The sequence below is a fragment of the Marinobacter flavimaris genome, from assembly GCF_045057155.1.
Lineage (GTDB): Bacteria > Pseudomonadota > Gammaproteobacteria > Pseudomonadales > Oleiphilaceae > Marinobacter > Marinobacter manganoxydans.
Genome location: NZ_CP171359.1, coordinates 2,052,614 through 2,075,679, shown reverse-complemented (window position 1 = coordinate 2,075,679; position 23,066 = coordinate 2,052,614). Strand labels below are relative to the sequence as shown.

Below are 23,066 nucleotides of genomic sequence, written 5' to 3'. Positions count from 1 at the left end.
GGCAGATGAAAATGGGGTCAGAAGAATTTTTCTTCTGACCCCATTTTCATCTGACCTCGATTTCACTCCTTCATGATGCGGATGACTTTTTCGCTGAGGCAGCTGCGCACAAAGCGATTCATGGCCGTTTCATCACCGATTGCATAAAACTCCAGCATCAACTCGTTAAACTCAAGCTGTCTTGAGGCGGGGATATTGATAGCAGGATATCCGTTGTTCAATAAATGGCCATTCATCATGAAGCGGCCCATCCGTTTGTTTACATCATAGAAGAACTGGCATCGGGCCATGGTGAGGAAGAGATGAATGGCCTGATCATAGATGTCCTCAATATCATTCAGGCTCTGGACCATTTCTTCATAAAGTCGGGGAAGCTCGCCAGCGGCGGGAGGTTCATAATCGGTGCCTGCGATAAGCACGGACCCTGAACGGAAGCATCCCCATTCCAGCGCCTCTTCTTTCGCAGCAATGGCATGCAGGCTTTCAGCGCATTCTTTCGTCAACTGGAACTGACTTTCCCGGATCATTTGAAACAGGGCTTTCCAGGTTTCACTCTGGTTGATAGCTATCTGCTGATCGCTTAATTTGTGGCCGCCCACCGTAATGCCCTGCAGCAACGTTTGTATTTCCGGCAGCGTAAAGTTAATTCCCTCCAGACGAACGGCGTCATACACAAAAACAGAAACCTCTCTTTGCGCAATCATCAGGGCTTTGCTTTTGTTCGGCGGCATTGACCAGCAGGTGTCTTCAGCGGCAGTCATATCAGGTCCGAGTTCACTTCATGGGTTCTACGTGTGGGATCAGAATAAAGTAGGTAACTTTCGTTCGTTTCCAACATGCGTTATCAAAATTTACGCTCGATCTTTCGCCTTGCTGTACACATCACCGCGTTCCCGCCGCCCCACGGCCACAACCGTCACTAAAACCTCGCCGTCCTCAACTTGGTAGACCAAACGATATCCAACACTCTTTAACTTGATTTTGTAGCAACCTTGCAGCCCCGACAGAGCGTCAGATGGAACATGAGGTTCATCAAGGCGTTTCGTAAGCTTTTTCTTGAACTGATCTCGAATTGCCGGAGCGAGCTTCTTCCATTCCTTTAGAGCTGATGGTTTGAATGCAAGCGAATACTTAAAGCTCATTGAGATTGACTCGAATACTTGGCTCTGCAAGTCTCTCTTTCACAATTGCTACCATCTCTTGGTCGTCAAGTCGGTCAAGCATGGCTTCGTAGATTTCAGCTGGAACACAGTAGAATGCCGGCTTGTTCCGGTTCAGAACGACGATAGGGAACCCCTCTCCCGAATGCACGGCCGCCATCGGATTCTTTTTGAACTCTGAAATGCTTGCGGTTACTTCAGAATAGATTTGATTAGTCATAACTCTCTCCAAAGACCTTTTAATAGGTCATATTTTGAGGGTGGGCGGGCTTATATGCAAGCAAGAAGATTTTTAAAAAAATGGGGTCAGAAGAAAAGTTCTTCTGACCCCGACTTCACATTTTTTCGAACAGGGTGGCAATCTCGTCGGAGGTGAGGGCGGTGGATAGAGCCTCTTTGTTTCCGTAGAGGCTGTTCGCTAGCTGGCTCTTGCGTTGTTGGAGGTTTTGGATTTTTTCCTCGACGGTGCCTTCACAGATCAGTCGGTATACGAATACTGGTTTGTCCTGTCCAATGCGCCAGGCGCGGTCGGTGGCCTGGTTTTCTACGGCCGGATTCCACCAGGGATCGTAGTGGATCACACAGTCTGCAGCGGTCAGGTTCAGGCCCGTGCCGCCGGCTTTCAAGCTGATCAGGAACAGCGGTTTTTCACCCCTCTGGAATTCTTCAACTGGTTTTTTCCGGTTTTTGGTTTGGCCGGTCAGTTTGGCGTAAGAAGTGCCGCGTTTGTTGAGTTCGTCCTCGATAAGCGCCAGCATGGAGGTGAACTGGGAAAAGACGATGATTCGTCGACCCTCATCGATCAGTTCCGCAAGCATTTCCATCAGGTAGTCCAGTTTTGCCGACTGGCCCTCTGTTGAATGAGTCAGCAGGCGGGGGTGGCAACAGATTTGCCGAAGTTTGAGCAAGGCGTCGAGAATTTCGATCTGGCTGCGTGCCGCGCCTTTATCGGCCATCAGTTTGCGAATGCGTTTATCCATGCTTGCACGCACGGTTTCATAGAGATCCCGCTGGGCCCGGTTGAGCTCGACGGGCTTGATGATTTCGGTTTTTTCTGGCAACTCCGGCGTAACCTGCTCTTTTGTCCTGCGTAACAGAAAGGGTTTTACACGACGTGTGAGCAGGGCCTGTTGTTCGATAGCGCCGTGTTCTTCAATGGGCTTGCGGAAATTTTGCCGGAACTCATCGTGGCTACCGAGATATCCGGGTAATACCAGGTCAAACAACGCCCAGAGTTCGCCCAGGTGATTTTCCATGGGCGTACCCGTCAGCGCAAAGCGGTTGTTGGCTCTGAGTTTACGGGCAGCTCTGGCGACGGCGGTCTGGTGGTTTTTCAGATTCTGGGCTTCGTCGAAGAAAATCTGGCTGTATAGATTGGCTTTGTGCTGTTCGATGTCGCGGGTGAGCAGCGGGTAGCTTGTTATGATTAGATCTTTTTCTTCGATTTGTGCAAACAGTGATTTTCTATTTGCGCCATGGAGAGTCAGCACGCGAAGCTCCGGGGTGAATTTTCTGGTTTCACCCTGCCAGTTCTGTATAACGCTGGTCGGGCAGACAATCAGGGCCGGTCTTTTCAGGCGTCCCGCAGCCTTTTCGACCTGAACGCTTGCCAGCGTTTGCAGGGTTTTGCCAAGCCCCATGTCGTCCGCCAGCACGCCGCCGAGTCCGTTGTGACCAAGGAACTGCAGCCAGTTCAGCCCTGTTTGCTGATAGGGGCGCAGTTGTGCGTTAAGTTCCTGTGCTGGTCTGATTTGTTCAAGGCCGGTGAATCCTGTCAGTCTTTTGCCCAGGGCTTCGAGCTCTTCGCTGTTCTCCCATTCGGCCCGGGTGCGGCCGAGCAGTTGGGCGCTGTCTAGCCGCGACAGCCTGAGGCGGCCTTCAACATCCGGTTTTCCGTAGAGGGTGAACAGGGTTTCGATCATGGGGCGAACGCGGTCGGAGTGCACCCGGATAAGACGTTCATCGTCATGCAGCCACAGGTGCTCAGGCAGTATTAATGCGCCCTCGGTGTCGTACTCACTTTCCCGCTTCAGTCGCTCAAGAGCCGAGGAAAGCAGGGGAATCAGGTTGATGGTCCGGCCCTCATACTCAATGCCTAACTCGACATCAAACCACCCTGGCTCATCCGTCTGTTGGGTGAGGCCATACCATTGATCCGGTTCGATCACTGCCAGATCGAAGGATTCGTCGACCTCAATGAGCCAGCCGCTGGCTTCAAGCATCGGCAGCTCGTAGGCCAGAAAACTGAGCCAATCCCGTTGTGAAGGCAAGGTGAAGTCCATCAGGCTATGAGCGGGGGGCGGATCTTGCCAGTCCCTGGCATGTATGGAGATGTAGATGAACTGATCAAGGTTGCCTGCGAGCTCGAGTTCGGCCTCCTCATCCCGGATGATAAGGACAGGGCCCTGGCTGCTTTCCAGCCGGACAGTCTCACCTTTATCGGTGTAGTGGATTCGGTGATCGCCATAGATGAAAGCCAGCCGGGCGGCCTTTAGTTCCTGATGGCCGGGGAGTACCGTTGAATACAGCTGTAGGACCGGTTTCGGTGTGGTCGTAATGATTTCAGGAAGCACTAGGTCTTCCGGCAGAGGTATTGCAAGTTCCTGCATCAATGGGGTCAATTCAGGTAAGAGCTCTTCAATATGTGCATTGGTCAACGGCGGACATGTCATTAAAAGCTCAAAGGTAGCCGTATCTGTGCCGGTATTAACTATGCCTGCGCTATGATTGAGTGTGTCGATGTACCAGGGCGGATCGGTAGGCGCCAGAACAATGCTGTCTGGAAGCGAAGACAATGCCAGCTGCCAGTGATTATTCGGCAGTGCCATCCATTCAAAGGTGGCGCGCAGGGGGCCACCGCGAGTGAGGGGTGGATTTTCGGTTGATTCCCAGAAAAGACGTCCAGTTTCGATCACAGCATCCAGAAAGCTTGCGCCGGTGTAATCCTCGATTTTCGGTTCTGAATAATACCCGGACGAAAACGCTGAGATCCAGGTGAGAGGCGCTATGTCGGATTTGCGCAAATATTTTGGCCGCTCGTAATCCAGCTGGGCGCGGTGCCATGGCGAGCAAGGATTGCCGCGTCCAAGGCTACCGTCTTTTCGGGGCCTGGCTTTTCTCACAGACACGGAAAGAGCTTCAAACGCCCGTGGTGGTTTGAGTACGTAGACCAGGCATTCTGACGACGCGACGTTCGCCTTGTCGGTCCGGTCGCGAACCTTGGCAAACCAACGCTTCGTTTGCTCCTGCGCCCGAACGTTCTGCAGGTGATTCTGACTTTCCGCTTCAAGCCTGAAATTCGCGGCAAGCAACACTGCTACTGAATGTTTGCAGAAGAATTGAACCGGGCAGCTGCATTGTGTGCGCAGGTCGAAGGGATAATGAGGGTCGATCCAGACCCGGGTTTGATAGGGCCGCCGCTCACTGCCGGCAACTGTGCCTGTCAGCAAGCGTATGCTCATGCCCTCGAACTGACTACTGAAAGCATCGACCCGACCTTCATTAAAATACTGGCGCCCCCGTTGAACAACGGTTTCACCATAAATCTGGGTGAGGTGCGTGTGGGATATGAGCATGGAGCGCTTCTGCCTAAAAGCCCGGAGGTTAATGGAACTTGGGGTCAGATGAAAACGGGGTCAGAAGAAAAATTCTTCTGACCCCGTTTTCATCTGACCCCAAATTGATCCTGGTTCTCAGTCGACAATGCTGCACCTTGCTTGAAGTTCGCTTTTGAACTTTGCAGAGCCCAGCGTCTTTCCGCTTCTGGCGGCTTTGCGGATCTCGTCTTTGAGGTAATCGGGCATAGGCCGGGCGAAGAGTTTTAGGTATCTGTGCCTTCGCTCATGCGAATCTTTGCCAAGGGCCAGGTATAGTGGGTGAGGTGTGTGCATTTCGCTGGTTTTCCCGAGCGCATGGCACTGGTAACTCGACCACCAGTAATCCTCGGGATTGGCGACCATTCTAGCGCTAACCGGATTCATCTCGATATAGCGCTGACAGCCGAGCAGGTAATTTTCGGAATCAATGAGGCATGATCGGAACCGACCTTCCCACAGGCCACCTGTTCTGTCGTGTCGACGGTTAAAGTAGCGTACGTATCGACGACCGAGTGACTGCATAAAGGCCGATATGCCGTTCTCTTTTGAGGGTGTCGCTAGCAGATGCACATGGTTTGTCATCAGAACCCAGCCATGAAGGGCGACACCATGTTCTTCGGAATATTGCTCCATCAAGCGGCAATAAAAAGCGAAATCCACTCGACCTTTGAAGGTTGGCTGACGGTTATTCCCCCTTTGGATAATGTGTTGGGGTACGCCGGGAGGGCAGAATCTGATAGTTCTGGGCATAGCATCACGTCCTTGTGACAGTTTTGGTTTATGTTGGAACCCTATCGCGGTGCTGCCTCGTCTTCCATGACGGAGTGCACGAACTCGGGGTCAGATGAAATTGGGGTCAGAAGAACTTTTCTTCTGACCCCAATTTCATCTGACCCCAACTTAAGCCACTACAACCTGGTTTCGCCCGCCTTTTTTTGCTGCATACAACGCCTCATCCGCCTTCTGCATCCACTGCATATAGTTCTCAGGCTCTTCGGTTAGCTGGGCTATGCCAATGCTGATGGTATAACGGATCGGCGCTACGCTGGTTTCCACCTCACTCTGTTCAATGCTTTCCCGTATCCGCTCGCAGATAATGCGTGCGCCCTCGGCGTCGGTTTCCGGCAGTATGATGCCGAATTCCTCACCACCGTAGCGGCCGGCGCTGTCGGATTGGCGGATGGCGGCACGGGTGACGCTGGCGGTGTGTTTGATCACTTCGTCCCCGGCCAGGTGGCCATGGGTGTCGTTCACCGGCTTGAAGTGGTCGATATCGAACATCACCAGGCTGGTGGTGTGCCCGTAGCGGCGGAAACGTTCGAACTCGGCGTCGACCAGGTTTTCCCAGGTGCCACGGTTGAGCAGGCCGGTGAGGCGGTCTGTCATGCTCAGCTTGGCCAGCTGCTCGTTGGCCCGTTCCAGCGCCATTTTGCTGCTGGCGATGTCGGTTACGTCGTACACCATCAGGCACACTTTCTCGACCTCGCCTGTTGTGCCGGAGAGCGGGCTGATGGTCAGGTTCTGGAACATGTATTGTTCGGTGCCAGTAATAGGCCGGGTATTGCGGAACTGGAACAGGTAAGGGCGCTGCTCCCACGAAGTAAACGCCTTGGTGTTGAGCAAGGCCACAGCATCGACTTTGCGAGTCAGCCAGGCCTGGGGGATATCAGGGAATACATCGAACAATACCTGGCCCTGGATCTTGCTTGCCGTGATGCCGCTGTGGTTTTCCATGAATCCGTTCCAGACTTCGACTCTGAAATCCAGATCCAGGACCACCAGGCCCACTTCCACGGATTCCAGCATGTCCATCAGCCAGTGAAAGGAGTTGGCTTCGGATTCTTCTATGGCCATGAGTCAGTCCACCAGATATTGCAGGCGATCTTCGAGAAAAGGCACTGAATCCTCGGTTAGAAGGATCAGCATGTCGCATTCGATGTCGCGGTCTTCCAGGGTGTAGCAGATTTCGATGCACAACAGCTGCTCTTCACGGGCGCTGTGGTGTTCCAGCAGTTCGTAGATTTGCCGGTGCTGGCCGAGCACGGTGGGGTGGCCCAGGCCGAGTTTCAGGTCCAACTGGTCGCCGATGCCCTTGAGAAAAGCGCCGAATAGTATGCTGGACATGTCCATCAGCACCTCCACATTCACCGCTTCGCCCTCAAGGGTGTCGTAGTGAAGCATCTCTGCCATGTCCCGGAAGCTGGCGTCGGCGAACAGCAGCAGTGCCTCCCCGGCAATACCGGCTCCTGTGAACCCCTGGCACACGGCGGAATAGGTGTTGCTGTCGCTGACCGAGGAAATGGCCATGTGCAGTTCGGAGTTGGCCAGGAAGGCTACCTTGGGAATCGGCTGTTTGACGAACACGCGCAACAGGCGGGCCAGCAGATCCGAGGACCGGCCCATGGCGACGTTGGAGATTTCCTGCAGATAGTCGTTCAGGGAAACGGAGATTTCCGGGGCGGTACTGCCTGTGCTTTTCAGGCTGCTGTCATTGAGCGCGGAGTCTTCGAGTTCGCAAGGCCGGTACAGGCCGTATTCCACCAGCAGATCAAGGACGATGCACGTTTCTGTCGGTTTCTTGATGAAGTCGAGGGCGCCGAGTTTTTTTACCCGTTCCCGTGCTTCCGGCTGGATATCGCCGGAAACCACGATGGTCATCACCGGAAGGTCTTCCTTGCGAACCTGTTCCAGCACCTGATAGCCGTCCATCTCAGGCATGTTCAGGTCGAGGAACATCAGCTCGGCCTCGTGCCGGCGCAATTTCTCCAGTGCTTCCACGCCGTCTTTTGCGAAGCTGACATCGCCACGCAATCCTTCTGGCAGGGCTCGGGCCATTTGCTTTCTGGCAAGGGCAGAGTCGTCGCAGATGAGTATGCGGGTGGTCATTGATGGGGCCGTAGAGGGTTCGTCATAGGGTGCGAAAGTATACCAGCAGTCTTCTTTGTGTACACGTTTGCTACAGCATTCGTAACATTCGGTAAGAGGCTGTAAGTATAATAGGCCAAAGGTTTTGTGACTGTATTCAAAGTTGGCTGAGTATTACTGAATTGTAAACGGTGATTGTGACTCTGCTCACTCTATTGGCCGATCTGCCTTGGTTATAGTGTGCCTGCGGCAAATAAAATAATAATGGTTCTTCAGAGACACAAAACTATGAGACAGCGAGCGTATGGATACGCTGCCGTCACCCTGTTCTGCCTGGGTATTGCGCCCGTTGCCCAGGCCGAGCTGAAGCCCATTTCTGAGGAAACAATGGGTGAGGTGACCGGGCAGGCTTTTATGCAGATTGAGAACATTGACGGCGGTGTTGACGGTCATCAGTTCACCCGAATGACTTTGGGCATGGACGTCGAGACCCGGGTCAACATTGATGATGTGAAGGCCGGTGAAATTGACGGTGGCGTAGACTTTGCCGCCCAGCACTTGGCGCTGGGACATATTGCCCGCAATGATGGGGTTCAATATAACGGCCGCACTTACAACAAAGGCGATACGGTTCATTTTGAGGCGTTTAAGCCTTATATCGAACTGGCAAATGACGCTAACGATGAGCTGGCCGGTTTCAGGATGGGCTTCGGGCAGGCGAGAGGTTCGGTTTCTTCGCTGACTAGCAGTTTCAGTGGCAACATCGGCCTGAAACTCGATGATGGGTCCGGCACGATATACGACGCCACGTTGATGGATCAAAACGGCCAGGCAACTCCACGAAGAGCCACTCATATTGGTATTGTCGACCCCGCAGCAGCTCCCGCCGATTGCACCGGAGCTCCCGCCACAAACTGTGCTCCGCTGACTCACCTCCAGTCCCTAGTTGTGGGTGACGAGAACGCTGAGGGCACCACGGGGTTCACCAACGATTTCTTTGTTGGTTTCCAGCGCGAGGGTGTTGATTGGCAAAGCCCGGACGGCGCCACCGTGATCAACGCTGGCCAGGGTGTGTTCATCAACCTGCCCACCAGCATGACTGTTGAGATGAGTAAATTGATCAACCAGGGCGTGGAGCGGTTGCAAACCCACCGCAATGACATGGGTAAGCAGCTCTTTTAAGGTGGTCCTCATTTTTGCTCCCGAATAAAACTTTTTGGCTCATGGGATCAGGGAGTGATCGGTGCCAACCCTTCTTTACCTGACTGGCTTCAAGCTCTTCTTTTACGCCAACGATCACTGGCCTGCGCACGTCCATGTACTTAAAGGCGAGCGATGGGCTAAAATCCAGTTAAGTGATTTAAAGGTGGTGCACAGCTCACTGAAACAGCAGTAGCTGCGAGCCTGCCTTGGAATTGTTGAAAGCCATCGGTCGGAGTTTCTGGAGCGTTGGAATGCCTGGTTTGAAAGGTAAATCCGTTCATATAGACGATCGCCATCTCCATGTAGAACTGGAGGACGGCCGCGTGATATCGACACCTATCCATTGGTATCCAGAGCTGGAGCGCGCTTCGATTGAGGAATTTCGCAAGTATCGTTTCATTTGCGATGCAACAGGCATCGAGTGGGAAGATATCGACTATCACCTGAGCATTGAGGCGATGTTGTCGGTCGACGCCCGGCAAACTGCTGCCTGATTCTCCCGCCCTCTGAAATTGGGGTCAGATGAAAAGTTCATCTGACCCCAATTTCATCTGACCCCGATTTCGCGAACGCAGGAGCTTCTGTTTTGATTCGCTCGTTTTACTGGCACGATTACGAAACCTTCGGGGTAGACCCGGTTCACGACAGGCCTTCCCAGTTTGCCGGTGTGCGAACGGATGCGGATCTCAACATCATCGAAGACCCGCTGGTGATTTACTGCAAGCCGGCGGATGATTACCTGCCATCGCCGGAGGCCTGCCTGATTACCGGCATTACGCCCCAGAAAGCCCTGCAAGACGGTTTTCCCGAGGCGGAGTTTATCGCCCAGATTAATGAAGCCTTCAGCCAGCCGGGCACCTGTGTGGTGGGCTACAACAGCCTGCGTTTCGACGACGAAGTGACCCGCCATACCCTGTACCGCAACCTGCGTGATCCCTACGCCCGCGAATGGCAGAACGGCAATTCCCGCTGGGACATCATTGATATGGTGCGCCTGACCTACGCCCTGCGCCCGGAGGGTATCAACTGGCCCCGGAAGGAAGATGGCAGCCCCAGTTTCAAGCTGGAGGAGCTGACCGTTGCCAACGGCATCGCCCACGAAGCGGCCCACGACGCCGTGTCGGATGTTGAGGCAACCATTGCGGTAGCCAGACTGATCAAGGAGAAACAGCCAAAGCTCTTTGATTTTGTGCTGCAGAACAAGGACAAACACTCGGCACGGGCCATGCTGGATACGGCCACTATGAAGCCGGTGTTCCACGTGTCCGCCAAGTACCCAGCGAGCCGGGGTTGCTGTGCCCTGGTCGCACCCGTAGCCGAGCATTCCACAAATAAGAACCAGGTGATTGTCTACGACCTGCGTGAAGACCCCGGCGAGCTGATCAACGCCAGTGCTGAACAGATTCGTGAGCGGGTATTTACTTCCCAGGCGGAATTGGGGGAGGGGGTGAGCCGCTTTCCGCTGAAAGGGGTGCAGCTGAACAAATGCCCGGTGCTGGCGCCAGCGAACATGCTTTCCACCCTTTCACAGGAACGCCTGGAAGAACTGGCCTTGGATGGTGATACTTTGCGGGCCAACCTGGCCATGCTGCGCAAGGCTCCGGATCTACCAGCCAGGATTGCCGAGGCCTTCGACCAGCCCCACGAAAGCGACCTCACAGACCCGGACGAACAGCTCTATGCTGGCGGTTTTATCAGCAAAACCGACCGCGAGAAGCTGAACTGGGTGCTGGAGCAGCCGGTGGAAACACTCGGCGAGCTGGATGTGACCTTTGAAGATGATCGCCTGCAGGAGCTGCTGTTTCGCTATCGGGCCAGGAATTATCCGGGCAGCCTGATGGGTGAGGAGCTGGAGCGATGGGAGGAGTTTCGCAGCCAGAGGCTAATGCACCCGAAGAAGGGCTGGCGGTCTTTGGAGGCTTATGCCCAGGAGTTACAGCGTCTGGCGGCGGACCCGGAACTGACGCCGGAGCGGCGGCATATCCTGGAGGATTTGCATTTGTATGGGGAATCTTTGATTCCTTATATCTGAGGATAAAGATGTTGGCTCCGTTGGAGCCGCCGTAAGGGCTTGCCCCCCCCTCTCCCCAACCCCTCTCCCGCGAGGGGAGAGGGGCTAAATGGAGTTGCCTGGAGATTTGATTAAGAATCTCGCCTCTGTGCTGGCCTGCGAGTTGGGCAAGGCAGAGTCATCCGGAGAATTTGATCCAAAAGCCCCCTCTCCCGCGAGGGGAGAGGGGCTAAATGGAGTTGCTCGGAGATTTGATTAAGAATCTCGCCTCTGTGCTGGCCTGCGAGTTGGGCAAGGCAGAGTCATCCGGAGAATTTGATCCAAAAGCCCCCCTCTCCCCTTTGTGGGAGAGGGGCCGGGGGAGAGGGGGGGGGGCTACCGAAGAGGGGCTATTGTGTCTCCGCAAAACGGGCAGGAAGCCCACCACAAACCCAGGGACGAACCATGAACCAAACAACCTTCGCCAAACACCTCCGCAAAAATATGACCGACGCCGAAAGGCGCCTCTGGTTCCACCTCCGTGCCTACCGACTCAATGGAAAACGCTTCCGCCGACAGCAACCGTTGGGACCCTTTATTGTGGATTTCGTGCATTTCGGTTCAAAAGTCATCGTTGAGGCTGATGGTGGGCAGCACAGTGAGTCAGCAACTGACGAACGAAGAGACGCTTGGTTGAAAGCGCAGGGTTACAGGGTGCTTCGGTTCTGGAACCACGAGATTCTACGACAGACCGATGTGGTGCTCTCGGTTATTTACAAAGCAGTTGAAGGCCGAGGGGAATGAAGGAGTAACAATTTAACCACCCCCTCTACCGCAAGGGCTCGGGCTGCAGTACTTTTGCTGGGCAAAGCCTTCTCCGCGAGGGACTGGGGGTGCAGGACTTCTGTTAGTAAAGCCCCTCTCCCGCCAGGGGAGGGGGCTTTGATGGTGTTGTCCTCATTTCTGTACCCCTAATCTCCCCTCTCCCCTGGCGGGAGATGGGTCGGGGGAGAGGGGGAGAGGCGGAGAGGCGGAAGCGTCCTGGCCTCCACAATCCAAATCACCGCCGCTTCAAAAAATAAACACTCAAATTCTGCCCCATCAAACTCTGCACCTCACTGCCCAGTGCCTCCGCCTGAATTTGCTTCTGCACCGGTCCGGTTGCCAGGCTATGGCCATCCACATCCCGTGCTTTCACGAGCTTCCATTCCACCTCATTACTCGCCATAGCCATCAACTCTTTCAGCTGGGCGGTATCCTGCGGCCGGAACCATCTGTCGCGGCAGCCGCCGAGGCTGTAGAAATCGGCGTCGGCGGTCAGGTCCTGCCAGGCAGTATCGTTTCGGTTGGCGAGAACCATCCGGCGGAGCTGGCGCAGCGTCTGGCGGGTGGGTTGGAGCTTATGCTCGCTGACCAGTTTGCGAATCTGTCTGTCGCCGGACGTTTGCTCGGCAATGGCGGTGTGCATGTGCACTACAGCGCCGGAGCCGGTGGCTTGATTAACCAGGGCCGCCAGAGACAGGGTGGTCATGGCCGGGGAGGGCAGTCGACCGACTTCGATCCAGTGCACCTGTTGGCCATCAATGTTTTAAGGCTGCTTTCGGTGCGGTAGGCCAACCGAGACCAGGACGGCCATGCCTGGGGAGCATCGGTCTTATCCAGACAGAGTTCCTCGGCCTTCTCATCGAAATTCTGTTTGATGGCCTCTTCTTCGGCCCGATCGTAATAGCTGGCGGCCAGAACGGGCTGCAATGCCAGGGGCCAGTCCACGAGGTTCCATTGGCCAAGTTGCACTGCGAAGGGCTGGTGGAAGAGAGCGCCGTACATGGCGCTGGTCATCAGTGAGCCGATGAGTCCGTCCTGTTCCTCGCCAAGGACAAACTGGGCCTGGATGCTGTCGTTGATGGCAGAGACCAGTCGTTCTTCATCGTCTTCAGCTGCCAGGGCATAGCCGGTTCTGTCGGCGTATTGAGCGAGGGCCAGTGTCAGGCGTTGCAGTTCGTCGCGAAGTTCAACGGTTTGTGCGACTTCGGCAATGATTGCCCGACGCAGCAGGGTAACCAGCTCTTCCACCGCAGGATTGGGCATCAGGGTTTTCTGGGGGGCAAGGATCAGCAGTTCGTCTTCGCTGGCGGCTTCAGATAGCCCCGACATTCCTGCCGGGCCTTCAGCCGCTGGATATGGCTGAGACCGTTGCTGTTGGACTCCCCGTAGGCAAGGTTGGCCTGCAGAAGCAGGCGGGCAGCCTGGGCCTGTTGGGATTGGGATACCTGGACTTGATGCTTGGCTTGCATCGGACACCTCGTGATAACAGCCGCAATTGGGAGCGGCAAAGGTCTGCAGTTTTTGACGGTTTGCCGTGCTTTGAGGGAGGTGTTGCGAAAGGTGTGCCAGTTCTCTAAATCAACCGAACAGGCCTCGGATAGCGTGCAACCAGCTCATCGGAGGTAAGTAGCAAGAAACCCTCTGTCTCTGCCTGGGCGACCAGAATCCGGTCGAAAGGATCCTTGTGTATGTCCGGAAGGTGGCTTACGGCAAGTGCGTGCTGCGACGATATCGGCAATTCCAGGTAGCCGTTATCCATAAGGCCACGCCTCAGTAGATGCGGATCAACGTGAAAATCCGGTCGGCCCAGCCCATTCTTGATAACCACTTCCCAAAGACTTGCGGCGCTGAAATACAGGCGGTTACTTTCGTTGCTGATCAGGGTTGCCGCCTCGGGTGACAGCTTATCCGGCTCGGCCGCTGCCCATAGCAGAATGTGGGTATCCAGAAGCAGGTTCACCTCAGCCTCCGAACATTTCAACTATTTCGTCCTGGCCCATCCGGTCAAAATCTTCCGGCACCGTGAATTCACCTGCCATGAAGCCAATCCGTTTTTGCTGGCTTTGTTCGGGGGAATCGTAAGCCATTACCCGGGCAACCGGCTTTCCCGCTTTGGCGATGATGAATGCCTCGCCCTTGGCGGCACGGGCCACCAGTTGTGACAGGCGGGTTTTTGCTTCGTGCATGTTGACGGATTCCATTTATCCTCCATAGACTTAGTTCTTTGAACTTAGTCTATCACTGGCGAGGTAGTTGGGCTACCTTCCGGCGCATTTCTGATTAGGCAATGCCGCAACAAGGTAGAGTGCCGGGAAGGTGTGGGTTAGACTTTTGGGAAAGCGACTTATTCATAAGGGAGCGGGAATGGCTAAATCCGGATTGCCAGGTGTCCTGAGGGATCGACACGGAGAACTGAACCAGCTTTGCCGTAAGTACAATGATTGCGTTTAGAAATGTGCTCATGAAGTGGACCCCAAACTACCGGAGCCCTTATGCCCCCGCCAGCCAACAAAGCCTACCAACTCAAAGTATCACTTCTCGGCGCCCGGCCGCCGATCTGGCGCCGGTTGCTGATTGCGCCGGATACCACGTTTCAGGATCTTCACCGGATTATCCAGTTGGCGATGGGCTGGCAGGCCTGTCATCTGCATATGTTTCAGGCGGGTGATGACCGGTTGATTGGTGATCCGGCGGAGGATTTCGATGGCATGCAGAATTTTCAGGATGAAACCATGGTGGCGGTGTCTGCTGTGCTCAACAAGGAAGGGCAGGCTCTGACGTATGACTATGATTTCGGCGACAGCTGGGAGCACGAGGTACGGCTTGAAAAGGTCCTGCCGGGCGATCAGGGCGAGCCGTTGCCCCGCTGCATAAAAGCCGTGCGCCAGTGCCCGCCAGAGGATGTCGGTGGCTTGCCCGGATTCTACGATTTTCTGGAAGCCATGGAAGATGCCGCTCATCCGGAGCATGTGGCAGTGCGCGAGTGGATGGGTGGCGAATGGTTCGAGCCGGAGTTTGTGGATCTTGATGACATCAACCAGGCGCTCGCCGAGCGGGATGCCCTGTTTTCCGAAACCGAATCCGAACCCGATATCCCGCCGGCCAGAGACTTCTTCGGCCTTAGCCCCAGCCAGGTTTATGAGCTGCTGCAGAACCCACTGAATTGCCCCTCTGTGTTCAAGCCGCTGATCGATGCCGAAGCCGTAAACCGCGAACTCGACACCGCGCCGGTCATCCGGATGGCGAAAGTTCTGGTTGAGGCCATGAAAGGCAAGGGCATCCGCCTCACCGGCAAAGGCAACCTGCCTCTCAAACAGGTCAAGGCCATGATTGAGGCCGGTGGAGAAGAGATTGTGGCACCGATGGCGAGATATTCTCCGATTCGCTCCGAGGAGCACGTTCTGGCCGTGATTCTCCCATGGACCACTACGATGGCCTGGATGAAATACAGTACACCGCACCATTCTGCTTCTGGCTTCTGTCCGAGAAAGGCGAGCAGTGGCGCCCGGTGGACGACTACCTGGAGGACATGCTCAAGGCCTTTCCCCGGCTGCCACTTGCCGCCTACCCGGTGGTCTACATGAGCGATGAGGAGCAGGCACGGTCTGCGCTGCGCTCGAGAATGTTGACGCTGTACCAGCTTCTTGGCCTGATCGAGCTGGATCCGGAGCATGCAAGGTTGCGGGATGAGGGTGAGCAGAGGATGCGGCGGACGGGGTTGTTTGAGGGGCTGTTTGTTAGAATTTAATTCCGGGCGCGGCCATAGGAGGTGGCGTCAATTGGAGTGGCTCCAGAGGGTGGGTTAGACTATTAAGTCAATTGGAGCGAGGGAGTGGGCGTTAATGGCTAATTCCGAATTGCCAGATATCCTGACAGAGCGATCAGGCGAGGTGAATCATCTGTGCCGCAAGCACAATGTGAACGCCCTTTTCGTCTTCGGATCCGCTGTTACCGGCCGTTTTTCCGAATCAAGCGACCTGGATTTTCTGGTTACTTTTAACCCGGAGCTGTCCGCTATAGCCGTGGCCGAATCCTACTTCGGGCTAAAGGAAGAGCTTGAGGCTCTGTTTTGCCGGCCAGTCGACCTCGTGAGCACGGCCTCGTTGACCAACCCCTATTTTCGCGATTCGGTAATGGAAGAAAGGCAGTCGCTCTATGCAGCGTGAAGCACTGAAATATGTGTACGACATAAAAGTTGCGGCTGAGAAAATTCAGCGATTCGTTGCCGGTAAATCGCAGTCAGAGTATTTGGAAGATGAAATGCTGCAGTCGGCAGTGGAAAGGCAGTTTGAAATAATTGGCGAGGCGATCGGGAAGTTGCATAAAGTGGATGCTGCACTTGCTGATTCCATAACTGATTGCCGGAAAATGATTGCGTTTAGAAATGTGCTTATCCACGGCTATGCGACAGTGGACCCAGTAATAGTCTGGGGTGTCGTTGAATCGAACCTTGGCGGTCTCGCAAGAGAAGTCGGCCTAATTCTGGATTTGTAATTCTGCGATTCCGTGTTGATGCAGGCCTTGTCAAACTTTGCCATAATCTCGCCAATGGAGGGCTTGATCATGGCAACAATGAATATATCCCTGCCCGATGCGATGAAAACCTGGGCAGAACAACAGGCGGAATCCGGTAGGTATTCCAATACCAGCGATTATGTTCGTGATCTGATCCGCAAAGATCAGGACCGACGACACAAAATCGACCAGTTACAAGCTCTCGTTTCAGCGGGAATTGCCAGTGGCGAAGGGGCTCGTTCAATGGATGAACTCAGAGCTGCAGCAAAGCATTTAGCCGGGGATGGAGAGGCCGGTGAATTACATTCTCAGCAGGAAGGCTGAAGAAGATATTGTCTCTATCTACCTCCATGGATTGGAAAACTTTGGTGAAATGCAGGCTGATGGTTACCATTCAAAATTACAGGCCTGCCTCCGTTTTCATCTGACCCCATCTTCACATCACCGCCGCTTCAGGAAATAAACACTCAAACTCTGCCCCATCAGACTTTGCACCTCACTCCCCAGTGCCTCCGCCTGAATCTGCTTCTGAACCGGGCCGGTTGCCAGGCTGTGGCCGTCGATATCCCGGGCCTTGACCAGCTTCCATTCCACTTCGTTGCTGACCATCGCCATCAGTTCTTTCAGTTGGGCCGTATCCTGGGGCCGGAACCATCTGTCCCGGCAACCGCCGAGGCTGTAGAAGCCGGCATCGGACGTCAGTTCCTGCCAGGTTGCATCCTTCCGGTTGGCCAAAACCATCCGGCGAAGCTGGCGCAGGGCCTGGCGGGTGGGCTGGAGTTGGTGCTCGGCGACCAGTTTGCGGACCTGTTTGTCACCATTGGTTTGCTCGGCAACGGCCGTGTGCATGTGAACAACGGCGCCGGAGCCAGTGGCTTCGTTCACCAGTGCCGCGAGGGACAGCTTGGTCATGGCCGGTGAGGGCAGGCGGCCGACTTCAATCCAGTGCACCTGATGGCCATCGGCCACGAAACGCTGGGCAATGGACCAGGGCCAGAACACGATGTTGTCCATGCCCATGTCGTTCGCCATGCGGGTGGCTTTTGCGATGTTGGCCAGGGATTCATCCACCGCGATCACTTCCACATCGTCCAGGTAACTGGCCAGTTCCATGGCGCGCTGGCCGGACTGGGCGCCGCAGACCATGATGCGAAGAGTGGCAGGCAGGTTGTCGATGAGCAGCCCCAGCTCCGTTGCCATCAGGGTTTTCAGGCTGCTTTCTGTGCGGCAGGCCAGCTGTGACCAACGAGATTCCATTGGCCGAGCTGGACAGCAAAATCCTGGTGGAAGAGGGCGCCGTACATGGCGCTGATCATCAGGGAGCCGATCAGTGTATCCCGATCTTCGCCAAGGGCGAACTGGGCCTGGATGCTGTCATTGACGGCGGCAACCAGCCGCTCTTCATCATCTTCAGCGGCCAGGGCGTAGCCGGTTCTGTCCACATACTCAGCAATGGCCAGGGCCAGGCGTTGTAGTTCGTCCCGAAGTTCAACGGTTTGCGCCACTTCGGCAATAATCGCCCGGCGCAGCATCGTGACCAGCTCTTCCACCGCCGGATTGGGCATCAGGGTTTTCCGGAGGGCGAGGATCAGCAGTTCATCTTCACTGGCGGCTTCCAGGAGAATCTGCGCGTCCGGGTTATCCAGATCGTACTGCTGGTGAATGATCGCGCCGACAAACCGGCCGAGTTCCTGGTGCGGCAAGCCCTCCCGCTGGAGCAGGGCAATGGCATCCTGGGCCAGGGCGGAATCCGCCTTGTTGACTTCCAGATGCTGGGCACAGGTCAGCATACCGTTGTACACAGACTCCCACTCGGCCCCGGTTTCCAGAAGCTTTCGGTAATGCAGGTAGGCCACATCAAACTGCCCCTGCAAGCGTTTGGAGTGGGCAACGCCACAGAAGGGAGGTATTGCGAAAGGTGTGCCAGTTTGGGGGCTCAGCTCAAAATGCTTAGCCCTCGGTAATCCACTTTGCGAGACGGTGCTTGAGTTCCTGAAGCCGTGAATCCGGAATCTCTCCAATTTTGCCGATCAGAAGAGAGCCGTCGAGCACTGCTATCCTTGAGAGTCGAAACACGCTAGATGTTTTCAGGCCAGATTCGCTGAATCCAGAGTCTGAGGGAGTAAGTACCCAGTCTAAGCCCGAATTGAAATGGCGAAGCTGGCTTGAAATCATGCAGACCAGCCAGTCGTCATGGCTATTGTCGAGCTTCCGTAGAAGAAGGACCGGCCGCTTTTTTGAATTTTCCAGATTAGTGAATGGAAAAGGCATTAAAGCGATATCGCCAGCACGCTTCACTACCAACGCTCCCGGATGTCGCTATCGGAGTAAAGTTTCGGCTCATCTTCAATGCCACGAATGGCCTGCTCAACGCTCATGGTCTTGAAGTCTTTTTCGGTCCATTCGGCTTGTTTTGTCTTGCTGTTATCACCATATCGCTGCTCCAGAAACGCGGCGAAATCGATGACCTCCTGCTGCCTGGCGGGTGGCAGACGACTGACCATGCTGATTAGTTCGTCAAGTTGCATAGTAAAAGCCTCGTGGGGTTTTAGATCGGTTCATAGCTTAAATTATCATAACCTAGGAGTCTGCGCGGCAGAAGCTACATTCTGGCACAATAGATCAAAATTCTTCAGCAACAGGATGACTGATGGGAACCACTTTCCGCCCGTATTCGCCTGGCCAGGAACTGCTTCTTCCCCCGAGCCTGAACGAGTGGCTGCCTGAGGGGCATCTGGCCTATTTTGTCAGTGATGTCGTCGAGGAGCTGGATTTAAGCGCGTTTTATGCCCGCTACGAAGGCAACGGCCGACGCAACTCGCCCTTCGATCCACGAATGATGCTGAAGGTTCTGATCTACGCCTACGCCACCGGCGTTTTCTCTTCACGCAAGATCGCCCGGAAGCTGGAAGAAGACGTGGCCTTCCGGGTTCTGGCGGCAGGCAACTTCCCCAGGCATCGCACGATCTGTGATTTCCGCAAACACCATTTGGTTGCCTTCAAGGCCGTGTTTATTCAGGTGGTCCGGATTGCCCGGGAAGCGGAGCTGATCACGCTGGGAACACTGGCGATTGATGGCACCAAGGTTCGGGCTAATGCCAGCAAGCACAAGGCCATGAGCTATGGCCGCATGGGCGAGGAAGACGATCGTTTATCGAAAGAGATCGATGCACTTTGTCGTCAGGCGCGTCAGACAGACCAGTCGGAAGACCGACAGTTCGGCCCGGATAACCGGGGTGATGAACTGCCTGAAGAGCTTCAGTACCGGCAGGCGCGGCTGGACAAGATTCGTGCCGCCAAAGAGAAATTGGAAGCAGACCAGAAAGAGCGGGACAAGGCCCGGGGTCGGTCCCCGGACGATGATCGGCGCTCACCTCGCGGGGGCCCGAACTTCAAGCGGGATTATGGGGTTCCGGATGACAAGGATCAGAGCAATTTTACCGATCCGCAAAGCCGGATTATGAAAACGGCGGACGGGTTCCAGCAATGCTACAACGGCCAGTTGGCCGTGGATGGTGAATTCCAGCTGATTGTCGCCAACCACCTGGGCAATAATCCCAGTGACAATGGCTGTCTGATACCACTGCTGGATCAGGCAAAAGACACTCTGGAAACCTATCCGGATCAGTGTCTGGCTGACGCGGGTTACCGTAAAGAAGAAGATCTACAGACCCTGGAAGACAAAAGCATCGACGGCTATGTCTCGCTGCGCCGGGAGGGCAAGAAGAGTTCAGAGATAGACGCGAGCCGTTATCCGGCCAGCGCCCGGATGGCCGGGAAGCTGGCCACGGCAACCGGGCGATCGGTTTACGCTCAGCGCAAGCATCTGGTTGAGGCGGTCAACGGCTGGATCAAGCATGTTCTGGGCTTCCGACAGTTCAGTCTGCGGGGCCTTCACGCCGTGCAGGGTGAATGGGATCTGGTCTGTCTGTCGCTTAATCTCAGGCGGATGAGTTCACTGATGAGGCTGAAATAGAGGGTCCGAGGGATCCTTGGGCGTACTGAGTGATCGGACTACGATAACGCATTCGCTGATAACCGTCTTGACTGACTGAATAGAGAGAATCGAGACTCTATTCGGCTGGATATTGTGGATACGTTCTCGGGCCGAACTGTGATTCGACGCGGCGGGGTCACTTGCTCAAAATACTTCTGCCGCGCAGACCCCTAGGCAGGGTGTTTAGGTGGGCAATGCAAAACTGGGATGAGCCTCGATAAAGCAACCCTCTCGACGCTTTCTCGGGTTCGGCTTCCAATTAAATCAGCCGAACAGGCCCCGGGTAGCGTGCCACAAGCTCATCCGAGGTTATTAGCAAGAAGCCTTCAGTCTCTGCCTGAGCAACCAGAATCCGGTCGAAGGGATCCTTGTGTATTTCCGGAAGGTGGCTTACCGCAAGTGTGTGTTGCGAAGTGATCGGCAATTCCCAATAGCCGTTATCGACAAGGCCGCGCCTCAGCAAATGGGGATCAACTCGAAAGTCCGGCCGGCCCAGACCATTTTTGAGGACGATTTCCCAAAGGCTGGCCGCACTAAAATACAGGCGGTTATCTTTATCGCCGATCAGCGCCGTCGCCTGGGGGGATAACCTGGAGGGCTCAGCCGCCGCCCAGAGCATAATATGAGTGTCCAGAAGCAGGTTCACGTCAGCCTCCGAACATCTCGAATATTTCCTCCTGACCCATTCGGTCGAAGTCATCCGGCACGGTGAATTCGCCTGCCATGAAACCGATTCTCTTTTGCTGGCCTTCTTCCGGGGAATCGTAAGCGGTTAAACGGGCAGCGGGTTTGCCCGCCTTTGCAATAATAAAGGCTTCACCTTTGGCTGCACGGGCAACCAGTTGCGACAGGCGGGTTTTCGCATCATGCATGTTGACGGATTCCATCGTGCTCTCCAGGAGCTTAGCTAATTGAACTTAGTTTATCATTCACAAGGCCGTTGAACTACCACGCAAACCAGCCAGAACGTAAACTGCGAAGCAGATGAAATCCGCTTAGCTCTCAGGAAGCCCCATGCCTACCGAACCCAAAGCCTCCTACCAGCTCAAAGTGACCCTTTCCGGCGCCATGGAAGATATGGCCCACCCCGAACACATCGCCGTTCGCGAGTGGTGCGGCGAATGGTTCGACCCGGACTTTGCCGATCTTGAACAGATCAATGCGGATCTCGCCGAACGTGATGACTGGTTCCCGGAGGATCCCGAGCATGGCGCTCCCCCGGCCAGCGATTTTCAGGGGCTTAGCCCGGCCCAGGTGCATGAATTGCTACAAAACCCGCTGAACTGCCCCTCGGTTTTCAACCCACTTTTCGATGCCGGATCGGTGAATGAACTGCTTGATACGGCACCGATCATCCGCATGGCCAGGGTGCTGGTGGAGGCCATGAAAAACAAAGGCATTCGCCTGACTGGCAAGGGCAACCTGCCGCTCAAACATGTAAAGGCCATGGTCGAAGCGGGCGGGGAATCCATGGTGGCGCCGATGGCCCGATATTCACCGATTCGCTCCGAAGAACACGTGCTGGCGGTGATCCTTACCCGCGTGTTGCTGGAAATTGCCGGCTACACCAAAAAGCAGAAAGGTGTACTTTCACTCAAAAAAACCGCGGAAGCCAGGCTGGAGAAAAAAGGCTGGTTGATGGTCTACAGGGACCTGCTCTCAACGGCGTTCTCGCGGCTCAGCTGGGCGTCCATGGACCACTACGATGGCCTGGATGAAATACAGTACACCGCACCATTCTGCTTCTGGCTTCTGTCCGAGAAAGGCGAACAGTGGCGCCCGGTGGACGACTACCTGGAGGACATGCTCAAGGCCTTTCCCCGGCTGCCACTTGCCGCCTACCCGGTGGTCTACATGAGCGATGAGGAGCAGGCACGGTCTGCGCTGCGCTCGAGAATGTTGACGCTGTACCAGCTTCTTGGCCTGATCGAGCTGGATCCGCAGCATGCACGGTTGCGGGATGAGGGTGGGCAGAGGATGCGGCGGACGGCGTTGTTTGAGGGGATGTTTGTTGGAATGTAAGTTTTGGAGCTACCTCCAAAGTCGTGGCGATGCATTCTATGGTGAAATTTGTCTTAGTTGGACAGATGGAGGGCTGAGCCTTGTGCGTAATCAGGTAATAGATTCTATGCCTACCGAATCAGAGATGTTCTGTTCTGGTTCTATCCCTATGTATCACTCAGTGGTACACTTTTCATTATGACAAGGATATTCAGAACGAAAACCTTCTCGCGCTGGATGCGCAAAAACGCCCTGTCTGATGATGCGCTGCGTCAGGCCGTGACTGAGATGGCTGGCGGCTTGATTGACGCGGATCTCGGTGGTGGTGTTGTAAAAAAAAGAGTTGCGACACCAGGTCAAGGTAAGCGTGGCGGAGCCAGAACAATTATTGCCACGAATCATGGCGACCGATGGTTCTTTCTCTTTGCATTTGCAAAGAACGAGCGAGCGAACATTTCGCAAAAGGAGCTCAAAGCATTCCAGGAAGTGGCAAGTGACTTTCTGGGTATGGATGATCAGGGCCTGGAAGGCGCACACTTAGCGGGCGTAATAACGGAGATTAAATATGGCAACCACTGAACCTCGAAGTCGCATACTTGATGAAGTTCGCGAGACAGCAACGGATCTCCGTAAAGCCGGCTTGATTAGCAAGCGCCGCCTGGAGGAGTATGAGGTGCTCTGCCGGACTAACGACAGTCATTTACCTGCGCCCGATATTCGTCAGATACGATTGGAGGCGCGAATGAGCCAAGCTGTTTTCGCAGCGGTTTTGAACGTCAGTGTGTCGTCCGTTCAAAAGTGGGAATCGGGAGAGAAAAAGCCGTCTGGCGCTTCGTTGAAGCTGCTGCATCTGGTCAAGCGGAAGGGGATTGAGGTTTTACTTTACTGATTGCCTGGTTTGGCAATTTTTGCGG

30 protein-coding genes and 1 pseudogene are annotated in these 23,066 nt (G+C 54.9%); 14 read left to right on the top strand and 17 right to left on the bottom strand.

Annotated elements, in window-relative coordinates; genetic code table 11:
• Positions 1 to 62: 62 nt before the first annotated feature.
• The 7 genes from ACGK9W_RS09710 to ACGK9W_RS09680 form a co-directional block, all read right to left on the bottom strand.
• A complete protein-coding gene (locus tag ACGK9W_RS09710; RefSeq protein ID WP_405420642.1) occupies positions 63 to 761 on the bottom strand; it encodes a Fic family protein in 699 nt (232 codons plus the stop codon).
• Positions 762 to 851: 90 nt separating this feature from the next.
• A complete protein-coding gene (locus ACGK9W_RS09705) occupies positions 852 to 1,142 on the bottom strand; it encodes a type II toxin-antitoxin system RelE/ParE family toxin (protein ID WP_405420639.1) in 291 nt (96 codons plus the stop codon).
• The gene (locus tag ACGK9W_RS09700) at positions 1,132 to 1,380 is read right to left on the bottom strand and encodes a type II toxin-antitoxin system Phd/YefM family antitoxin (RefSeq protein ID WP_405420636.1); all 249 of its coding nucleotides are present in this window, start codon (positions 1,378 to 1,380) and stop codon (positions 1,132 to 1,134) included. The genes ACGK9W_RS09705 and ACGK9W_RS09700 overlap by 11 nt, the downstream gene beginning before the upstream one ends.
• A gap of 115 nt (positions 1,381 to 1,495) precedes the next feature.
• On the bottom strand, positions 1,496 to 4,735 hold the full coding sequence (locus ACGK9W_RS09695) for an SNF2-related protein (protein ID WP_405420634.1): 3,240 nt from the start codon (positions 4,733 to 4,735) through the stop codon (positions 1,496 to 1,498).
• 117 nt (positions 4,736 to 4,852) lie between these two features.
• The gene (locus ACGK9W_RS09690) at positions 4,853 to 5,506 is read right to left on the bottom strand and encodes a transposase (RefSeq protein ID WP_405420631.1); all 654 of its coding nucleotides are present in this window, start codon (positions 5,504 to 5,506) and stop codon (positions 4,853 to 4,855) included.
• 150 nt (positions 5,507 to 5,656) lie between these two features.
• Positions 5,657 to 6,610, bottom strand: coding sequence for a diguanylate cyclase (locus ACGK9W_RS09685; RefSeq protein WP_405420629.1), 954 nt, complete (start codon positions 6,608 to 6,610; stop codon positions 5,657 to 5,659).
• Positions 6,611 to 6,613: 3 nt separating this feature from the next.
• Entirely contained in the window at positions 6,614 to 7,642 is a 1,029-nt protein-coding gene (locus ACGK9W_RS09680; RefSeq protein WP_405420626.1) for a response regulator, read from the bottom strand.
• Positions 7,643 to 8,008: 366 nt separating this feature from the next.
• Between ACGK9W_RS09680 and ACGK9W_RS09675 the strand changes: the two genes are divergently transcribed.
• From ACGK9W_RS09675 to ACGK9W_RS09655, 5 genes are all read left to right on the top strand, one after another.
• Positions 8,009 to 8,803 (top strand): hypothetical protein, encoded by a 795-nt coding sequence (locus tag ACGK9W_RS09675; protein WP_405420624.1) that lies wholly within the window; start codon positions 8,009 to 8,011, stop codon positions 8,801 to 8,803.
• Between the two features lie 61 nt (positions 8,804 to 8,864).
• Positions 8,865 to 9,017: a DUF4160 domain-containing protein gene (locus ACGK9W_RS09670; protein WP_405420622.1), complete on the top strand. Its 153-nt coding sequence runs from the start codon at positions 8,865 to 8,867 to the stop codon at positions 9,015 to 9,017.
• A 58-nt stretch (positions 9,018 to 9,075) separates the two neighbouring features.
• A complete protein-coding gene (locus ACGK9W_RS09665; RefSeq protein ID WP_405420619.1) occupies positions 9,076 to 9,318 on the top strand; it encodes a DUF2442 domain-containing protein in 243 nt (80 codons plus the stop codon).
• 92 nt (positions 9,319 to 9,410) lie between these two features.
• Entirely contained in the window at positions 9,411 to 10,856 is a 1,446-nt protein-coding gene (gene sbcB, locus ACGK9W_RS09660) for an exodeoxyribonuclease I (protein ID WP_405420616.1), read from the top strand.
• 423 nt (positions 10,857 to 11,279) lie between these two features.
• On the top strand, positions 11,280 to 11,618 hold the full coding sequence (locus ACGK9W_RS09655; protein ID WP_008171308.1) for an endonuclease domain-containing protein: 339 nt from the start codon (positions 11,280 to 11,282) through the stop codon (positions 11,616 to 11,618).
• A 256-nt stretch (positions 11,619 to 11,874) separates the two neighbouring features.
• On the opposite strand, the gene ACGK9W_RS09650 is transcribed toward ACGK9W_RS09655, so the two are convergent.
• The 5 genes from ACGK9W_RS09650 to ACGK9W_RS09630 form a co-directional block, all read right to left on the bottom strand.
• Positions 11,875 to 12,384: a hypothetical protein gene (locus tag ACGK9W_RS09650; RefSeq protein WP_227497761.1), complete on the bottom strand. Its 510-nt coding sequence runs from the start codon at positions 12,382 to 12,384 to the stop codon at positions 11,875 to 11,877.
• On the bottom strand, positions 12,342 to 12,968 hold the full coding sequence (locus tag ACGK9W_RS09645) for a hypothetical protein (protein WP_405420612.1): 627 nt from the start codon (positions 12,966 to 12,968) through the stop codon (positions 12,342 to 12,344). The genes ACGK9W_RS09650 and ACGK9W_RS09645 overlap by 43 nt, the downstream gene beginning before the upstream one ends.
• Positions 12,926 to 13,108: a hypothetical protein gene (locus ACGK9W_RS09640; protein WP_405420609.1), complete on the bottom strand. Its 183-nt coding sequence runs from the start codon at positions 13,106 to 13,108 to the stop codon at positions 12,926 to 12,928. The genes ACGK9W_RS09645 and ACGK9W_RS09640 overlap by 43 nt, the downstream gene beginning before the upstream one ends.
• Before the next feature lie 104 nt (positions 13,109 to 13,212).
• On the bottom strand, positions 13,213 to 13,599 hold the full coding sequence (locus ACGK9W_RS09635) for a type II toxin-antitoxin system VapC family toxin (RefSeq protein WP_092030885.1): 387 nt from the start codon (positions 13,597 to 13,599) through the stop codon (positions 13,213 to 13,215).
• A gap of 1 nt (position 13,600) precedes the next feature.
• Positions 13,601 to 13,840: a type II toxin-antitoxin system Phd/YefM family antitoxin gene (locus tag ACGK9W_RS09630; RefSeq protein ID WP_008171314.1), complete on the bottom strand. Its 240-nt coding sequence runs from the start codon at positions 13,838 to 13,840 to the stop codon at positions 13,601 to 13,603.
• A gap of 291 nt (positions 13,841 to 14,131) precedes the next feature.
• On the opposite strand from ACGK9W_RS09630, the gene ACGK9W_RS09625 reads away from it, so the two are divergent.
• From ACGK9W_RS09625 to ACGK9W_RS09605, 5 genes are all read left to right on the top strand, one after another.
• The gene (locus ACGK9W_RS09625) at positions 14,132 to 15,223 is read left to right on the top strand and encodes a plasmid pRiA4b ORF-3 family protein (RefSeq protein ID WP_405420606.1); all 1,092 of its coding nucleotides are present in this window, start codon (positions 14,132 to 14,134) and stop codon (positions 15,221 to 15,223) included.
• Entirely contained in the window at positions 15,220 to 15,387 is a 168-nt protein-coding gene (locus ACGK9W_RS09620; protein WP_405420603.1) for a hypothetical protein, read from the top strand. The genes ACGK9W_RS09625 and ACGK9W_RS09620 overlap by 4 nt, the downstream gene beginning before the upstream one ends.
• Positions 15,388 to 15,481: 94 nt before the next feature.
• Positions 15,482 to 15,805 (top strand): nucleotidyltransferase domain-containing protein, encoded by a 324-nt coding sequence (locus tag ACGK9W_RS09615; protein WP_341582273.1) that lies wholly within the window; start codon positions 15,482 to 15,484, stop codon positions 15,803 to 15,805.
• Entirely contained in the window at positions 15,795 to 16,133 is a 339-nt protein-coding gene (locus ACGK9W_RS09610; protein WP_341582272.1) for a HepT-like ribonuclease domain-containing protein, read from the top strand. Before ACGK9W_RS09615 ends, ACGK9W_RS09610 begins: the two co-directional genes overlap by 11 nt.
• Before the next feature lie 69 nt (positions 16,134 to 16,202).
• Entirely contained in the window at positions 16,203 to 16,478 is a 276-nt protein-coding gene (locus ACGK9W_RS09605) for a type II toxin-antitoxin system ParD family antitoxin (RefSeq protein WP_341582271.1), read from the top strand.
• A 117-nt stretch (positions 16,479 to 16,595) separates the two neighbouring features.
• Here the strand turns inward: ACGK9W_RS09605 and ACGK9W_RS09600 are convergent.
• From ACGK9W_RS09600 to ACGK9W_RS09590, 3 genes and pseudogenes are all read right to left on the bottom strand, one after another.
• Positions 16,596 to 18,055, bottom strand: a pseudogene (locus ACGK9W_RS09600) (hypothetical protein); the annotation flags it as partial.
• Between the two features lie 49 nt (positions 18,056 to 18,104).
• Positions 18,105 to 18,452: a type II toxin-antitoxin system PemK/MazF family toxin gene (locus ACGK9W_RS09595; RefSeq protein WP_341582268.1), complete on the bottom strand. Its 348-nt coding sequence runs from the start codon at positions 18,450 to 18,452 to the stop codon at positions 18,105 to 18,107.
• Positions 18,452 to 18,682: a DUF2281 domain-containing protein gene (locus tag ACGK9W_RS09590; protein WP_341582267.1), complete on the bottom strand. Its 231-nt coding sequence runs from the start codon at positions 18,680 to 18,682 to the stop codon at positions 18,452 to 18,454. Before ACGK9W_RS09590 ends, ACGK9W_RS09595 begins: the two co-directional genes overlap by 1 nt.
• Positions 18,683 to 18,804: 122 nt before the next feature.
• Between ACGK9W_RS09590 and ACGK9W_RS09585 the strand changes: the two genes are divergently transcribed.
• A complete protein-coding gene (locus tag ACGK9W_RS09585) occupies positions 18,805 to 20,130 on the top strand; it encodes an IS1182 family transposase (RefSeq protein WP_053112091.1) in 1,326 nt (441 codons plus the stop codon).
• Between the two features lie 280 nt (positions 20,131 to 20,410).
• Here ACGK9W_RS09585 and ACGK9W_RS09580 read toward each other — a convergent pair whose 3' ends face one another.
• Together ACGK9W_RS09580 and ACGK9W_RS09575 are read right to left on the bottom strand one after the other, a co-directional pair.
• Entirely contained in the window at positions 20,411 to 20,797 is a 387-nt protein-coding gene (locus ACGK9W_RS09580) for a type II toxin-antitoxin system VapC family toxin (RefSeq protein WP_341582266.1), read from the bottom strand.
• A 1-nt stretch (position 20,798) separates the two neighbouring features.
• The gene (locus tag ACGK9W_RS09575; RefSeq protein WP_341582265.1) at positions 20,799 to 21,038 is read right to left on the bottom strand and encodes a type II toxin-antitoxin system prevent-host-death family antitoxin; all 240 of its coding nucleotides are present in this window, start codon (positions 21,036 to 21,038) and stop codon (positions 20,799 to 20,801) included.
• Between the two features lie 127 nt (positions 21,039 to 21,165).
• Here ACGK9W_RS09575 and ACGK9W_RS09570 point away from each other — a divergent pair, with 127 nt between their 5' ends.
• From ACGK9W_RS09570 to ACGK9W_RS09560, 3 genes are all read left to right on the top strand, one after another.
• Positions 21,166 to 22,173, top strand: a complete 1,008-nt coding sequence (locus tag ACGK9W_RS09570; protein WP_405420598.1) for a hypothetical protein — start codon at positions 21,166 to 21,168, stop codon at positions 22,171 to 22,173.
• Positions 22,174 to 22,350: 177 nt separating this feature from the next.
• On the top strand, positions 22,351 to 22,731 hold the full coding sequence (locus ACGK9W_RS09565) for a type II toxin-antitoxin system RelE/ParE family toxin (protein ID WP_341582263.1): 381 nt from the start codon (positions 22,351 to 22,353) through the stop codon (positions 22,729 to 22,731).
• The gene (locus ACGK9W_RS09560; RefSeq protein WP_341582262.1) at positions 22,718 to 23,041 is read left to right on the top strand and encodes a helix-turn-helix domain-containing protein; all 324 of its coding nucleotides are present in this window, start codon (positions 22,718 to 22,720) and stop codon (positions 23,039 to 23,041) included. Before ACGK9W_RS09565 ends, ACGK9W_RS09560 begins: the two co-directional genes overlap by 14 nt.
• Positions 23,042 to 23,066: the final 25 nt, after the last annotated feature.